The 14,349-nt window shown below is 56.1% G+C and carries 13 protein-coding genes; 8 read left to right on the forward strand and 5 right to left on the reverse strand.

Translation table 11 applies throughout. The features are described 5' to 3' along the window. Nucleotides 1-41: 41 nt before the first annotated feature. Nucleotides 42-671, reverse strand: coding sequence for a GSH-dependent disulfide bond oxidoreductase (gene yfcG, locus LPQ25_RS07395; RefSeq protein WP_014907156.1), 630 nt, complete (start codon nt 669-671; stop codon nt 42-44). Between the two features lie 180 nt (nt 672-851). On the opposite strand from yfcG, the gene yfcF reads away from it, so the two are divergent. From yfcF to yfcD, 3 genes are all read left to right on the forward strand, one after another. Then, entirely contained in the window at nt 852-1,490 is a 639-nt protein-coding gene (gene yfcF, locus LPQ25_RS07400; RefSeq protein WP_014907157.1) for a glutathione transferase, read from the forward strand. Between the two features lie 62 nt (nt 1,491-1,552). Continuing rightward, on the forward strand, nt 1,553-2,104 hold the full coding sequence (gene yfcE, locus LPQ25_RS07405; protein WP_015875069.1) for a phosphodiesterase: 552 nt from the start codon (nt 1,553-1,555) through the stop codon (nt 2,102-2,104). Between the two features lie 57 nt (nt 2,105-2,161). Continuing rightward, complete coding sequence (gene yfcD, locus LPQ25_RS07410) at nt 2,162-2,713, forward strand: NUDIX hydrolase YfcD (RefSeq protein ID WP_002913197.1); 552 nt, start codon at nt 2,162-2,164, stop codon at nt 2,711-2,713. A gap of 92 nt (nt 2,714-2,805) precedes the next feature. On the opposite strand, the gene pta is transcribed toward yfcD, so the two are convergent. Together pta and ackA are read right to left on the reverse strand one after the other, a co-directional pair. Continuing rightward, nucleotides 2,806-4,953 carry a phosphate acetyltransferase gene (pta, locus tag LPQ25_RS07415; protein ID WP_002913196.1) on the reverse strand — a complete coding sequence of 716 codons (2,148 nt, stop codon included), beginning with the start codon at nt 4,951-4,953 and terminating at the stop codon, nt 2,806-2,808. Nucleotides 4,954-5,153: 200 nt separating this feature from the next. After that, nucleotides 5,154-6,356, reverse strand: coding sequence for an acetate kinase (gene ackA / locus LPQ25_RS07420; protein WP_002913195.1), 1,203 nt, complete (start codon nt 6,354-6,356; stop codon nt 5,154-5,156). A 337-nt stretch (nt 6,357-6,693) separates the two neighbouring features. On the opposite strand from ackA, the gene yfbV reads away from it, so the two are divergent. The 4 genes from yfbV (at nt 6,694) to LPQ25_RS07440 (ending at nt 10,311) form a co-directional block, all read left to right on the forward strand. Further along, on the forward strand, nt 6,694-7,149 hold the full coding sequence (gene yfbV / locus LPQ25_RS07425) for a terminus macrodomain insulation protein YfbV (RefSeq protein WP_002913194.1): 456 nt from the start codon (nt 6,694-6,696) through the stop codon (nt 7,147-7,149). Between the two features lie 87 nt (nt 7,150-7,236). Then, nucleotides 7,237-7,731, forward strand: a complete 495-nt coding sequence (locus tag LPQ25_RS07430; RefSeq protein ID WP_002913193.1) for a YfbU family protein — start codon at nt 7,237-7,239, stop codon at nt 7,729-7,731. An 11-nt stretch (nt 7,732-7,742) separates the two neighbouring features. Continuing rightward, on the forward strand, nt 7,743-8,402 hold the full coding sequence (locus LPQ25_RS07435; protein ID WP_004174996.1) for a sugar phosphatase: 660 nt from the start codon (nt 7,743-7,745) through the stop codon (nt 8,400-8,402). Between the two features lie 76 nt (nt 8,403-8,478). After that, entirely contained in the window at nt 8,479-10,311 is a 1,833-nt protein-coding gene (locus LPQ25_RS07440) for an SLC13 family permease (protein WP_009484760.1), read from the forward strand. Between the two features lie 44 nt (nt 10,312-10,355). On the opposite strand, the gene yfbR is transcribed toward LPQ25_RS07440, so the two are convergent. Together yfbR and alaA are read right to left on the reverse strand one after the other, a co-directional pair. Then, nucleotides 10,356-10,955: a 5'-deoxynucleotidase gene (gene yfbR, locus LPQ25_RS07445; protein ID WP_014907159.1), complete on the reverse strand. Its 600-nt coding sequence runs from the start codon at nt 10,953-10,955 to the stop codon at nt 10,356-10,358. 81 nt (nt 10,956-11,036) lie between these two features. After that, the gene (alaA, locus tag LPQ25_RS07450) at nt 11,037-12,254 is read right to left on the reverse strand and encodes an alanine transaminase AlaA (RefSeq protein ID WP_002913185.1); all 1,218 of its coding nucleotides are present in this window, start codon (nt 12,252-12,254) and stop codon (nt 11,037-11,039) included. Nucleotides 12,255-13,125: 871 nt separating this feature from the next. On the opposite strand from alaA, the gene LPQ25_RS07455 reads away from it, so the two are divergent. Then, entirely contained in the window at nt 13,126-14,052 is a 927-nt protein-coding gene (locus LPQ25_RS07455; RefSeq protein ID WP_048336779.1) for a LysR family transcriptional regulator, read from the forward strand. Nucleotides 14,053-14,349: the final 297 nt, after the last annotated feature.

Raw genomic sequence — 14,349 nt, forward strand, 5'->3', positions numbered from 1 at the left:
TCCTGCAATCATACAACAAAGCGCGACGGGCGAGCAGGGGGTTAATAAAGCTGAATTTTTAACATCGCTTCCGCCGTTGCCGGCCGCTGCTTAATGCGCTCATACCAGTTGTGCACCGCCGGATAGTTCGCCAGATCGATACGCTGTCGGACATGGCAGTTCACCCAGGGCCAGGCGGCGATGTCGGCGATACTGTAGTGGTCGCCGCCAAGCCACGGGCTGCATCCCAGGCGCTGATTTAACACCCCATACAGTCGTTGGGTTTCCACCTGAAAACGTTCAATAGCGTAGGGCACGGTTTGCGGCGCGGTGTGGGAAAAATGTTGATTTTGCCCCAGCATCGGCCCCAGCCCGCCGACCTGCCAGAACAGCCACTGCAGCGTGACGTAGCGTTCCCGCAGCTCGCCGCTCAGCAGCTTACCGCTTTTTTCCGCCAGATAGAGCAGGATGGCGCCGGACTCGAAAACGCTCAACGGCGCCCCGCCGTCAGCAGGCATGTGGTCGACGATAGCCGGAACTTTATTATTCGGCGAAATCGCCAGAAACTGCGGATGAAATTGTTCCCCTTTGCCGATATCGACCCGAATTAGCCGATAGGCTAGCTCCGCCTCTTCGAGGAACAGGGTGATTTTGTGGCCGTTTGGGGTGGGTGCATAGTAAAGATCGATCATAATATTTCCCGCCGTCGTGGGTCGCAAACTGTTCGAGTATAGGTGAAGCTGCGCCACCCGGGAGAAATTCCGCAAGCGACCCGGCAGCCAGGCGACGAGTCGTCCGCGCTCGAGCAGTGACATCGCCTGTAAGACAGGCTATGTTGGCTTATTGTCCTGTCTACCACCCTTGAGGAAGCTATGAGCCAGCCTGTCATTACTCTGTGGTCCGATGCCGATTTTTTCTCACCGTACGTGATGTCTGTCTATGTCGCTCTGCAGGAAAAAAGCCTGCCTTTTACCCTTAAAACCGTCGACCTGAACCGCGGCGAACATCTGCAGGCGGGCTGGACAGGCTATGCCGCCACCCGTCGCGTACCGCTGCTGGAGGTTGATGATTTCGCGCTAAGTGAGTCTTCGGCGATTACTGAGTATCTGGATGAGCGTTTCGCGCCGCCGGAGTGGGAGCGCATCTACCCGCATGATCTGCAAAAACGAGCCCGCGCCCGGCAGATCCAGGCCTGGCTGCGCAGCGATCTGATGCCAATTCGTGAAGAGCGATCCACCGCCGTGGTGTTTGGCGGGGCGAAAATGCCGGACCTCAGCGAGGCCGGCAGGCAATCTGCGGAAAAGCTGTTTGCCACCGCCACCACGCTACTGGCCCACGGCGGGCAAAATTTATTTGGCGAATGGTCTATTGCCGACGCAGACCTGGCGCTGATGCTCAATCGCCTGGTTCTCAATGGCGATAAGGTACCGGAGGCGCTGGCTGATTATGCGTCTTTCCAGTGGCAGCGGGCCTCAATCCAGCGTTACGTGGCGCTTTCCGCCAAACGCTGAGGCTGATAACCCGCCGCGCTTCCGCTATCATAGAGGCATCGTAACCAGTGGAGATGGAACCTATGAAGCTGATGTTTGCCTCCGATATTCATGGTTCGCTGCCCACCACGGAACGCGTGCTTGAACGGTTCGCGCAAAGCGGCGCCAGGTGGCTGATCATACTCGGCGATGTGCTCAATCACGGTCCGCGCAACGCGCTGCCTGAGGGGTATGCGCCGGGTGAGGTGGCGGAGCGGTTGAACAGCGTGGCGGAACGCATTGTTGCCGTTCGCGGCAACTGCGACAGCGAAGTGGATCAGATGCTGCTTCGTTTTCCAATGACCGCGCCCTGGCAGCAGGTGCTTAGCGAACGCTATCGCCTGTTTCTGACCCACGGGCATCTCTATAGTCCGGATAATCTGCCGCCGCTGGCCGCTGGCGATGTCCTGGCATATGGCCATACTCATATACCGGTCGCGGAAAAACGCGGCGCAATTTACCTCTTTAATCCCGGCTCAGTGAGTATCCCGAAAGGGGGATATTCCGCCAGCTATGGGCTGCTGGAACAGGGGCGGCTGCAGGTTTTAGCACTCAATGATAATCAGGTTATTGCAGAGGTTGCAATTTACCCGTAATTTAGCCCTCAATCATAAAGACGCGCCGCGAGAGCGCATTTAAAGTAAGGTTTCCTGATGGCGGAACAGAATCATTTGGCAAGCACAGAATGGGTCGATATTGTTAATGAAAACAATGAGGTGATAGCACAGTCCAGCCGCGAGCAAATGCGCGCGCAGTGCCTGCGCCACCGGGCGACCTATATCGTCGTTCATGACGGAATGGGGAAAATTCTGGTGCAGCGACGCACCGAGACAAAAGACTTTCATCCGGGCATGCTGGATGCCACCGCTGGCGGCGTCGTGCAGGCTGATGAGCAGCTGCTGGAATCGGCCCGTCGCGAGGCGGAAGAGGAGTTAGGCATCGCCGGGGTGCCGTTTGCCGATCACGGCCAGTTTTATTACGAAGACAAATTCTGCCGCGTCTGGGGAAGTCTGTTTAGCTGCGTCTCCCACGGGCCGTTCGCCCTGCAGGAAGAAGAGGTCAGCGAGGTGTGCTGGTTAACGCCGGAAGAGATCACCGCCCGCTGCGATGAGTTCACGCCGGACTCCCTGAAAGCGCTGGCGCTGTGGATGACCCGCAACGCCGGTAATGAGTATGATGATGCGGAAGAGAGCGAGCGCGAATAAAGATCGCAAACGCGCGACAGCAATCGTCGCTCGCCTCCTGACGACAAAAAGGCAGCCATTCGGCTGCCTTTTGCTTTGACCACAGCGGCAGATTACTTCTGCTGCTGAGCCGATTGGATCGCGGTCAGTGCGATGGTATAGACGATATCGTCTACCAGCGCGCCACGGGACAGGTCGTTGACCGGCTTGCGCATACCCTGCAGCATCGGCCCGATGGAGATCAGGTCGGCAGAGCGCTGTACCGCTTTGTACGTGGTGTTACCGGTGTTCAGATCCGGGAAGATGAACACGGTCGCGCGGCCAGCTACCGGTGAGTTCGGCGCTTTGGACTTCGCTACGTCAGCCATCACCGCGGCGTCATACTGCAGCGGGCCGTCGATCATCAGGTCAGGACGTTTTTCCTGCGCCAGACGGGTCGCTTCGCGGACTTTCTCGACATCGCTACCCGCGCCGGAGGTACCGGTGGAGTAGGAGAGCATCGCCACGCGCGGTTCGATGCCGAAGGCAATCGCGGATTCAGCGGACTGAATAGCGATTTCCGCCAGCTGCTCGGCGGTCGGGTCCGGGTTGATCGCGCAGTCGCCGTAAACGTAAACCTGTTCCGGCAGCAGCATGAAGAACACGGAGGAGACCAGCGAGCTGCCCGGCGCGGTTTTGATCAGCTGCAGCGGCGGACGAATGGTGTTGGCAGTGGTGTGAACCGCGCCGGATACCAGACCGTCGACTTCGTCCTGTTCCAGCATCAGGGTGCCGAGAACCACGTTGTCTTCCAGCTGCTCACGCGCGACCGCTTCGGTCATGCCTTTGTTCTTACGCAGTTCGACCAGGCGACCCACATAGCTTTCGCGAACCACTTCCGGATCGACGATTTCAATGCCGGCGCCAAGCTCAACGCCCTGGGCCGCGGCTACGCGGTTGATCTCATCCGGGTTACCCAGCAGGACGCAGGTGGCGATCCCGCGTTCGGCGCAAATCGCCGCCGCTTTCACGGTACGCGGTTCGTCGCCTTCCGGCAGAACGACACGTTTGCCGGCTTTGCGCGCCAGCTCGGTCAGCTGGTAGCGGAAGGCTGGCGGAGAGAGACGGCGGCTGCGCTCGGAGGTCGCGGTCAGCGATTCGATCCAGTCGGCGTTGATGTAGTTGGCCACGTATTCCTGAACTTTCTCGATACGCTCGTGATCGTCAACCGGTACTTCGAGGTTAAAGCTCTGCAGGCTCAGGGAGGTCTGCCAGGTGTTGGTGTTGACCATGAATACCGGCAGGCCGGTCGCGAAAGCGCGTTCACACAGCTTGCTGATGCGCGCGTCCATTTCATAGCCGCCGGTCAGCAGAATGGCGCCGATTTCCACGCCGTTCATTGCCGCCAGGCAGGCCGCAACCAGCACGTCAGGACGGTCTGCGGAGGTAACCAGCAGAGAACCAGGGCGGAAGTGTTCCAGCATGTGCGGGATGCTGCGCGCGCAGAAAGTCACGGATTTCACGCGGCGGGTATTGATATCGCCTTCGTTGATGATGGTCGCATTCAGATGGTGCGCCATGTCGATCGCGCGGGTCGCGATCAGATCGAAGCTCCATGGCACTGCGCCCAGCACCGGCAGCGTGCTGCCTTTCTGCAGCTGAGCCGGGTCAATCTTCACGATTTTTGCTTTCGACGAGTCGTCGAAAATTTCCGACAGGTCAGGACGGGTACGGCCCTGATCGTCGACAGGGGCATTCAGTTTGTTGACGATAACGCCGGTGATGCTGGTATTTTTGGCGCCGCCAAAGCTGTTACGGGTCAGTTCGATACGCTCGTTCAGCTGTTCTGGCGTGTCGGTGCCCTGAGACATCACGAAGACGATTTCAGCGTTCAGCGTTTTGGCGATTTCAAAGTTCAGCGCCTGGGCGAACTGATGCTTACGGGTCGGTACCAGGCCTTCCACCAGCACCACTTCCGCGTCCTGAGTATTCGCGTGGTAGTTGGCAATGATCTCTTCCATCAGCACATCTTTCTGATTGCTGGAGAGCAGAGACTCAACATGGCTCATCTTCAGCGGTTCAGCGGCGGTGGTGGTGGAGGAGCTGGCGCGAACGATGGTGGTGGTCTGGTCTGGGGCATCGCCACCGGAACGCGGCTGGGCGATAGGTTTAAAGACGCTCAGACGAACGCCTTTGCGTTCCATAGCGCGGATCACACCGAGGCTGACGCTGGTCAGACCTACGCTGGTACCGGTAGGAATTAACATGATAGTACGGGACACGGTATATCCTCTTTCGTTACCGCCAGTATCAGGCGGGATACAAAACAGCACCGCCAGCTATCCGTCATATTTCAAGTTGCACGTGCGTTGGCTCTACTTGCTCACCCCGGTGGCGTACGCGCTGTACGCGGCCGGGGTTTTGCTGTGTCGCCGCCTTCCTGCAGCTCGAATTATTGCGGGTCAGGGCTGGCGATGTGGAATTATGCGGTCAGACGGCTGGCGTCTTGCGCGATGACCAGCTCTTCGTTGGTCGGGATAACCACGGCAGGACGGGTGCCTTCTTTGTTGATGAAGCCAGACTTGCCGAAGCGGGCAGCAAGGTTACGCTCATGGTCAACTTCAAAGCCCAGTACGCCCAGTTTGCCCAGCGACAGCTCACGCACCATCGCGGCGTTTTCACCGATACCACCGGTGAAAATAACGGCGTCAAGACGGCCGTCCATCAGCGCGGTGTAGGAACCGATGTATTTCGCCAGGCGGTGGCAGTAAACGTCCATCGCGCGTTTAGCGTCGGCTTTTTCCTGATAGTTGTCTTCCACGTAGCGGCAGTCGCTGGTGACTTCGGTCAGACCCAGCAGGCCGGACTCTTTGGTCAGCATTTTGTTGATCGCGTCAACGCTCATGCCCAGGGTGTCGTGCAGATGGAAGATGATGGCCGGATCGATGTCACCGGAGCGGGTACCCATCACCAGGCCTTCCAGCGGGGTCAGACCCATGGAGGTGTCAACGCATTTACCGTTACGGATAGCGGAAACAGAACCACCGTTGCCGAGGTGGCAGGTGATGATGTTCAGCTCTTCCACCGGCTTGTTGAGGATCTTAGCGGCTTCCTGAGTCACGTAGAAGTGGCTGGTGCCGTGCGCGCCGTAACGACGAACGCCGTGCTCTTTGTACAGGCTGTACGGCAGGGCGTAGAGATAGGATTCTTCCGGCATGGTCTGATGGAACGCCGTATCGAATACAGCCACGTTTTTGTCTTTCAGGTGCGGGAAGGATTTTAGCGCTTCAGCGATGCCGATCAGGTGTGCCGGGTTGTGCAGCGGTGCGAAAGACGCGGCGTCTTTAATACCCTGAATTACGGACTCGTCGATCACCACGGAGCTGGTGTATTTTTCACCGCCGTGTACGATACGGTGGCCGATTGCGGTCAGCTGAGCAGACAGTTCTGGTTTTTGTGCCAGAATAGTGTTAACGATAAAGTTCAGCGCTTCACTGTGCGCGGCGCCCGCGCCTAACTCGGCTTCTTGTTTGCTGCCGTCCATTTTCCATTTGATACGGGCTTCCGGCAGGTGGAAGCATTCCGCTAAACCGGACAGATATTCGTCGCCGTTCACGGCGTCAAGGATAGCAAATTTCAGAGAGGAGCTACCGCAGTTCAGAACCAGTACTAACTTACTCGACATGGAAGTACCTTTTTATGATACGTGGCTAAAAAAACGTCAGTGTGTCATTAGCGTAGCGCAGGATGACCTCGACATTTATGATTAACATCATGCCTTGTTCTGTTTTCGGGCACGATGAGAGAAGTACATTTGATTTTATGCCATTTTGCATAATTTTCAGCCAATGGCAGAATATGCGATAATTTGACTAGCCTGGCAAAGAGTCTAACCGCCCTTTCAGGCGGGCACAGGATACCTGATTGCGGCATCCTTTGCCAAAATCTTTTGAACGATGTCATGCATAGTTGGTGTTTTGCACGAATTTTTTAAGTTTTATATGTAAAGTTGAGGTAAAGCCATGTCGACCCCTGAGAAACGCCCCGTTAGCTTCTTTAGCTTGTTCAACCGCGGGCAGCATTACGCAAAGACCTGGCCTCTCGACAAGCGCCTCGCGCCGGTGTTTATTGAAAACCGCATTATTCGTGCCACCCGCTATGCCATCCGCATCATGCCGCCAATCGCCATTTTTACCCTCTGCTGGCAGATAGCTCTTGGCGGCCAGCTGGGCCCCGCCGTCGCTACCGCGCTGTTTGCGCTGAGCCTGCCGATGCAGGGACTCTGGTGGTTGGGTAAGCGTTCGGTGACGCCGCTGCCGCCCTCCATTCTTAACTGGTTCTATGAAGTGCGCGGTAAACTGCAGGAGGCGGGGCAGGCGCTGGCACCGGTCGAAGGCAAGCCCGATTATCAGGCGCTGGCTGACACGCTTAAGCGCGCCTTCAAACAACTGGATAAAACTTTCCTTGATGATTTGTAATTCACTACGGAAAACGCATATAAAAGAAGGCGCATGATTTATGCGCCTTCTTTATTTCACGCCCTACCGTGCTACAGGAGTCACAACATGGAAATGACCAATGCGCAGCGTCTGATTTTATCCAATCAGTACAAAATGATGACGATGCTCGACCCGGATAATGCGGAACGCTACCGTCGTCTGCAAACCATCATAGAGCGTGGGTATGGGCTACAGATGCGTGAACTGGACCGCGAGTTCGGCCAGCTGACGGAAGAAACCTGCCGTACCGTTATTGATATCATGGAGATGTACCACGCGCTGCACGTCTCCTGGACCAACCTGAAAGACGCGGCGGGTATCGATGAACGCCGGGTCACCTTCCTCGGATTTGATGCCGCCACCGAAGCGCGTTATCTCGGCTATGTGCGTTTTATGGTCAACGTTGAAGGCCGCTACAGCCATTTTGACGCCGGTACCCATGGCTTTAACTCGCAGACCCCGATGTGGGAGAAATATCAGCGGATGCTGAGCGTCTGGCACGCTTGCCCGCGCCAGTATCATCTGAGCAGTAATGAAATTAATCAAATTATCAACGCCTGAGGGAGGTGCCCGTGCAGTGTAAAGGTTTCCTGTTCGATTTAGACGGGACGCTGGTGGATTCCTTGCCGGTGGTAGAGCGTTCATGGTGCAAGTGGGGGGATCGTTTCGCCATTGACCATGATGAAATTCTCAGTTTTATTCACGGCAAGCAGGCCATTACCTCCATTCGCCATTTTATGCCGGGGCGCAGCGAGGAGGATATCCAGGCCGAATTTCGCTACCTCGAGCAGATAGAAGCCACTGATATTGAGGGTATCGTTGCGCTGCCGGGGGCATTAGCCCTGCTGAATACGCTCAATGAGGCCGGGATCCCGTGGGCGATTGTCACCTCCGGCTCGATTCCGGTTGCCCACGCGCGTCACCGCGCGGCGGGCCTGCCGATGCCTGAGGTGTTCGTCACCGCCGAGCAGGTGAAACACGGCAAACCGGCGCCGGACGCCTATCTGCTGGGCGCCGAGCGGCTGGGTCTGCCTGCCGGGGAGTGCGCGGTGGTGGAAGATGCGCCGGCGGGGCTCCTCTCCGGACTGGCGGCCGGCTGTCGCACTATCGCGGTCAACGTGCCCGCCGATGCCCCTCGCCTGGATGAAGCCGACCTCGTGCTGAGCAGCCTGGAAGATCTGGTGGTTGAACGCCAGACTGACGGCGTGGTAAATGTGCGTCTTAAAGCGTAAACCCATGATTTCGCCCCGCGTCGTCGGGGCTTTTTTATGCCACTATGTCGACTCCCACTTGTGACAAGGAAACGTTGTGAACGGTGAATTGATTTGGGTTTTATCCCTCCTGGCCATCGCGGTTGTGCTGTTTGCTACCGGCAAGGTGCGCATGGATGCTATCGCCCTGATGGTCATTGTCGCCTTTGTCCTCAGCGGAACGCTGACGTTAAATGAAGCTTTTTCCGGATTCAGCGATCCTAACGTGATCCTGATTGCCGCCCTGTTTATTATCGGCGATGGCCTGGTGCGCACCGGAGTCGCCACCAAAATGGGGGCATGGCTGGTGAGCGTGGCGGGGAACAGCGAAACCAAGATGCTGATCTACCTGATGCTCACCGTCGCCGGTCTGGGCGCGTTTATGAGCTCCACCGGGGTGGTCGCCATTTTCATCCCGGTGGTACTTAGCGTCTCGGCGCGGATGAATACCTCGCCATCGCGGCTGATGATGCCGCTGAGCTTCGCCGGGCTTATCAGCGGGATGATGACCCTGGTGGCGACGCCGCCCAACCTGGTGGTCAACAGTGAATTGCTGCGCGAGGGACTGCACGGCTTCAGCTTTTTCAGCGTCACGCCGATTGGCCTGGTGGTGCTGATCCTGGGCATCGTCTATATGCTGGCGGTGCGCTTTATGCTGAAGACGGATAATGGCGACTCCGCACGCGATGGGCGAAAAAGAAGCACCTTCCGCGATTTGATCCGCGAATATCACCTCACCGGCCGCGCTCGCCGGCTGGCCATCCGCCCGGGTTCGCCGATGATCGGTCAGCGGCTGGATGATTTAAAGCTGCGTGAGCGCTACTGCGCCAACGTGATCGGCGTTGAACGCTGGCGGCGGTTCCGCCGGGTAATTGTCAACGTCAACGGGGTATCGGAATTTCGCGCCCGCGACGTCCTGCTAATCGATATGTCCGCCTCCGATGTCGATTTACGCCAGTTCTGCGGCGAGCAAATGCTTGAGCCGATGGTGCTGCGCGGCGAGTATTTTGCCGATCAGGCGCTGGATGTGGGGATGGCGGAGGTGGCGCTGATCCCGGATTCAGAGATGATGGGCAAAACGGTGCGAGAGATAGCCTTCCGCACCCGGTTTGGTCTCAATATCGTCGGCATGAAGCGCGATGGCAAAGCGATGGATGGTTCGGTGGTCGACGAGCCGCTGCAGCTCGGCGATATCCTGCTGGTGGTCGGCAACTGGCGGCAAATTGCCTTGCTGGCGAAGCGCGGCCGGGATTTCGTGGTGCTCAATATGCCGGTTGAGGTCGATGACGCTTCGCCGGCCCACAGCCAGGCTCCGCATGCGATTTTCTGCCTGGTGCTGATGGTAGCCCTGATGCTCACCGATGAAATTCCCAACCCGATTGCCGCGATTATCGCCTGTCTGCTGATGGGCAAATTCCGCTGCATCAATGCCGAAAGCGCCTACAAGGCGATCCACTGGCCGAGCATTATTTTGATTGTTGGGATGATGCCGTTTGCCCTGGCGCTGCAAAAAACCGGCGGGGTGGATCTGGTGGTGAAGGGACTGATGGATGTCGCCGGAGGCGAGGGGCCTTATCTGATGCTCGGCTGCCTGTTCGTGATGTGCGCGGCGATTGGGCTGTTTATCTCAAACACCGCCACGGCGGTGCTGATGGCGCCTATTGCCTTAGCGGCGGCGAAGTCAATGGGCGTCTCACCCTATCCTTTTGCCATGGTGGTGGCGATGGCGGCTTCGGCGGCGTTTATGACCCCGGTCTCCTCGCCGGTTAACACCCTGGTGCTTGGCCCGGGCAAGTACTCATTTAGCGATTTTGTCAAAATAGGCGTGCCCTTTACCATACTGGTGATGGTGGTCTGCGTCCTGCTAATCCCGGTACTGTTTCCGTTTTAAGATATTCTGGCCGGGTAGAGCACAACCGCCGCCCGGCCAGAACCTTACAGCGGCGAATCCTGGCTAATTTCGTCCAGCGACAGCTGGAAGCTTGGGACGAACACTTGCATAAAGTAATCCATCTCCGCGCTGCGCCGCGATGCCAGGGTCTTTTCCAGCCGACCTTTGGCCAGCAGAAATTCGTTATTGCCTGCAGACAGCTCTTCGAGGCACTTCAGGTAAGCGCAGAGGGCGTCAGCCTGTTTAACGATCGACTGCTCTTCCTCACTGTAGTGATGCTCATCAATCAGCGGCTCGAAAATATCGCGCAGCTCGTCAGGGACCATATCCACCAGCCTTTGCTGAGCAATTTTCTCAATCGCCTTATATTCCTGGGCAATCTGCGAATTGAAATATTTCACCGGGGTAGGGAGGTCGCCAGTTAATACTTCGGAGGCGTCATGGTACATCGCCAGCAGGGCGATACGTTCGGCGTTGACCTGGCCGCCAAATTTGCGGTTTTTAATCGCCGCCAGCGCGTGGGCGACCATCGCCACCTGCAGGCTGTGTTCGGAGACATTTTCGGTGCGCACGTTGCGCATCAGCGGCCAGCGGTTAATCAGTTTCAGGCGGGAGAGGTGGGCAAAGAAATGACTCTGACTCATAGGGACCCTTAATCAGTGACAACATCGGGTTCCATTGTGCGCAGGGATCGCCGCCGGATGCAAATGCCGGCGGCGGCGCGATTAAAGCTGATGGTAGCCGGAGAGGAAGCGGCCAAAGCGGGAGATAGCCATCTCCAGGTCGTCTTCGCGCGGCAGGGTCACGATGCGTACGTGATCCGGCCACGGCCAGTTAAAGGCGGTGCCTTGCACCAGCAGGACTTTCTCCTGCAGCAGGAAGTCGAGCACCATTTTCTGGTCGTCATGAATATTGAAGCGTTTGGCGTCGATTTTCGGGAACATATACAGCGCGCCTTTTGGCTTCACGCAGGAGACGCCCGGAATATCGTTGATAAGCTCCCAGGCGCGGTTGCGTTGTTCATACAGGCGTCCGCCGGGGATGATGAATTCGCTGATGCTCTGATAGCCGCCCAGCGCCGTCTGGATAGCATGCTGGGCCGGCACGTTGGCGCATAGGCGCATTGAAGCCAGCATCTCCAGCCCTTCGATATAGCCCTTCGCGTGTTTTTTCGGGCCATTCAGCACCATCCAGCCCTGACGGAAGCCGGCAACGCGGTAGGTTTTCGACAATCCGTTAAAGGTCACCGTCAGCAGGTCCGGCGCAAGGGCGGCAATAGAGTGATGCTGGGCTTCGTCGTAGAGGATCTTGTCGTAAATTTCATCGGCGAAAATGATCAGATTATGCTGACGAGCGATCTCCACGATCTCTTGCAGCAATTCTTTGGAATAGACCGCGCCGGTGGGGTTGTTAGGGTTAATGATCACGATCCCGCGGGTGCGCGGTGTGATTTTTGCGCGGATGTCGTCCAGATCCGGGAACCAGTCAGAGGATTCGTCACACAGATAGTGCACCGCTTTGCCGCTGGAAAGCGACACCGCCGCCGTCCACAGCGGGTAGTCCGGGGCGGGAACCAGCATCTCATCGCCGCTGTTTAACAGCGCCTGCATCGCCTGCACAATCAGTTCGGACACGCCGTTGCCGATATAGATGTCTTCCACCGTGACATCGCGCATACCCCGGGCCTGGTAATGCTGCATGATAGCTTTACGCGCCGAGTACAATCCTTTCGAATCGCAGTAACCCTGGGCGGTAGGCAAATTGCGGATGACGTCGACGAGGATCTCGTCAGGGGCCTCGAAGCCGAATGGCGCCGGGTTGCCGATGTTCAGTTTCAGAACCTTATTGCCTTCTTCTTCAAGACGTTTGGCTTCTTTCAGAACCGGGCCGCGGATGTCATAACAGACGTTCTCTAACTTGCTGGATTTTTCGATGGGGGACATGAATCTTGACCTTTTAGCTGTTATCGCCACTCCCTGCCGTGGAAGTCAGCACGGAACAATGTACTCCCCCTCCCCGCTGTTTTGAAGGCTTTGCAGGAGAAGATTTTGCTAACGCCGGATTTTAAGCGCAATTGATTTATCTACCGATTGCGGATTTGGTCTGTGGCTTATGCCTTTTTATGTCGATTTTTTGGTCGTAAATATAGATTTAGTAGCGGTTTTGCCATCATTTATCTCGTTTGTTTGCCCGGTAATATGGGGGAGGGAGAAGGGGGAGTCGCAATAAACGTTATCCTGCATACAAGCGCGATTGGCTTGTAATTTTGATGTTAAATAATTTTAATAAAAAACAGCGTGCGACCACATTATTATTATTTTTAGCGGGTAATAATCTGAGGTTTGTTAATTAATATAAAATGTTGAAAAAAATTTAAAATTGTCTCAGTTAATCCTTATTAAGGCTTATAAAAAGGAGGGGATAGGTTAGAATATCACCGTTAATATCCGTGTTAACCGCCAAGAACTGCGGTTGCATTGAGATTTAATATATTGTTATTACAGGATTTTATTGTTCCTTTTCTGCCGGGAAGTTACGCCAGAAGAGCGATTTTCTCAGCATCACTGACCGGGTTCCCGCGGCGACGCATGGCGCCTGGCTGGTCGTGGTAATAAATAATAATGAGAAATACGAACAATATATTACTCCGCAGTTCTGCGCATTTGCCCAGACGAGTACTTTGGCATGTAATAACGTTCGTCCAGTTGTTTATCCGCCGTCAGACGGTGAGCACGAGGCTCAGGGAATAGCCGGATACCTGGCGTAAAGCATCAACAAGGCAGGTCAGCGTTAGCCACCTGTAAGTGAAGAAAGATGATTAATACAACACGTCCCATACTCAACCTCGATCTCGATCTGCTGCGTACCTTTGTCGCGGTCGCTGATTTGAACACTTTTGCCGCCGCCGCCGCCGCAGTGTGTCGTACTCAGTCCGCGGTCAGTCAGCAAATGCAACGCCTGGAACAGCTGGTGGGCAAAGAGCTTTTCGCCCGCCACGGCCGCAATAAGCTGCTGACCGAGCAGGGGATCCAGCTGCTGGGCTATGCCCGCAAAATTCTCCGTTTTAACGATGAAGCCTGTATGTCGCTGATGTATGGCAGCCTGCAGGGGGCTCTGAGCATCGGTGCGTCAGAAGAAACGGCTGACACCATCCTGCCGTTTTTGTTAAACCGCATCGGCTGTTTCTATCCCAGAATGACGTTGGAGATCAAAGTTCACCCCCATGCCGCCATCATGGAGATGTTGGCCGAGGGGCTGGTCGATCTGGCGTTGACCACCCATCAGCCTCCCGGCTTTACCTCTTTTACCCTGAGAACATCACCTACTCTCTGGTATTGCGCAGCGGAATATGTGCTGGCGAAGGGGGAATCTATCCCCCTGATCCTGCTCGAAGAGCCAAGTCCATTCCGCCAGGATATTATCGCCGCGCTGGAAACTGCTCGCGTCAGTTGGCATCTGGCCCACGGAGCTTCCTCGCTATCGGGCGTGAAAGCGGCGGTGAAGGCCGGGCTGGGCGTGACGGCGCGCCCGGTCGAAATGATGAGCCCGGATCTACGCGTGGCTGGCATCAGTGAGGGGTTACCGGCGTTGCCGGACACCCGGTACGTCGTCAGCTGCAATCCGCGGACGGTGAGCGAACTGCCGCAGGCGATTTTTCAGTCTCTGAGCCAGGAGATCCATCCCTGGGAAACGGGCACAGCACTTACTCCGGAAGAGGGAGGGAATACCTTGGTTGTGTAAGGGTATTCTTGCTAACAAAGATCACAAAAACTGGTAACAGAATGTAAGTGCCCAAAAAGAGCCTCAGGAGTTGGTTTCCCCCCTGGCGGCTCTTTTTTTTGCACTCTTATTGATGTTTTGAATCTTTTTTGTATTTCTTTGCAGAAAAATCAGCGTATTGGCGTGACAAGGCGCTCAGCTTGTCGACTTTTCCCTGCACTTTCAACACTTCCTGCTAATGTTAAAAAACCGGATGGATTGTTGCCGATTTCCTGGGGTAATTAACAAAACCGTGTCGCAGATCAAGAAAATACCCCT

Source organism: Klebsiella sp. KPN54798, from assembly GCF_021184225.1.
Lineage (GTDB): Bacteria > Pseudomonadota > Gammaproteobacteria > Enterobacterales > Enterobacteriaceae > Klebsiella > Klebsiella pneumoniae.

Bases quoted from the DNA above. Each gene is read 5' to 3' on its own strand.
- LPQ25_RS07430 (WP_002913193.1), top strand. From the start codon at position 7,237: ATGGAAATGACCAATGCGCAGCGTCTGATTTTATCCAATCAGTACAAA.
- yfbR (WP_014907159.1), bottom strand. From the start codon at position 10,955: ATGAGTCAGAGTCATTTCTTTGCCCACCTCTCCCGCCTGAAACTGATT.
- yfcD (WP_002913197.1), top strand. From the start codon at position 2,162: ATGGCGGAACAGAATCATTTGGCAAGCACAGAATGGGTCGATATTGTT.
- alaA (WP_002913185.1), bottom strand. From the start codon at position 12,254: ATGTCCCCCATCGAAAAATCCAGCAAGTTAGAGAACGTCTGTTATGAC.
- yfcG (WP_014907156.1), bottom strand. From the start codon at position 671: ATGATCGATCTTTACTATGCACCCACCCCAAACGGCCACAAAATCACC.
- ackA (WP_002913195.1), bottom strand. From the start codon at position 6,356: ATGTCGAGTAAGTTAGTACTGGTTCTGAACTGCGGTAGCTCCTCTCTG.
- yfcE (WP_015875069.1), top strand. From the start codon at position 1,553: ATGAAGCTGATGTTTGCCTCCGATATTCATGGTTCGCTGCCCACCACG.
- LPQ25_RS07455 (WP_048336779.1), top strand. From the start codon at position 13,126: ATGATTAATACAACACGTCCCATACTCAACCTCGATCTCGATCTGCTG.
- yfcF (WP_014907157.1), top strand. From the start codon at position 852: ATGAGCCAGCCTGTCATTACTCTGTGGTCCGATGCCGATTTTTTCTCA.
- yfbV (WP_002913194.1), top strand. From the start codon at position 6,694: ATGTCGACCCCTGAGAAACGCCCCGTTAGCTTCTTTAGCTTGTTCAAC.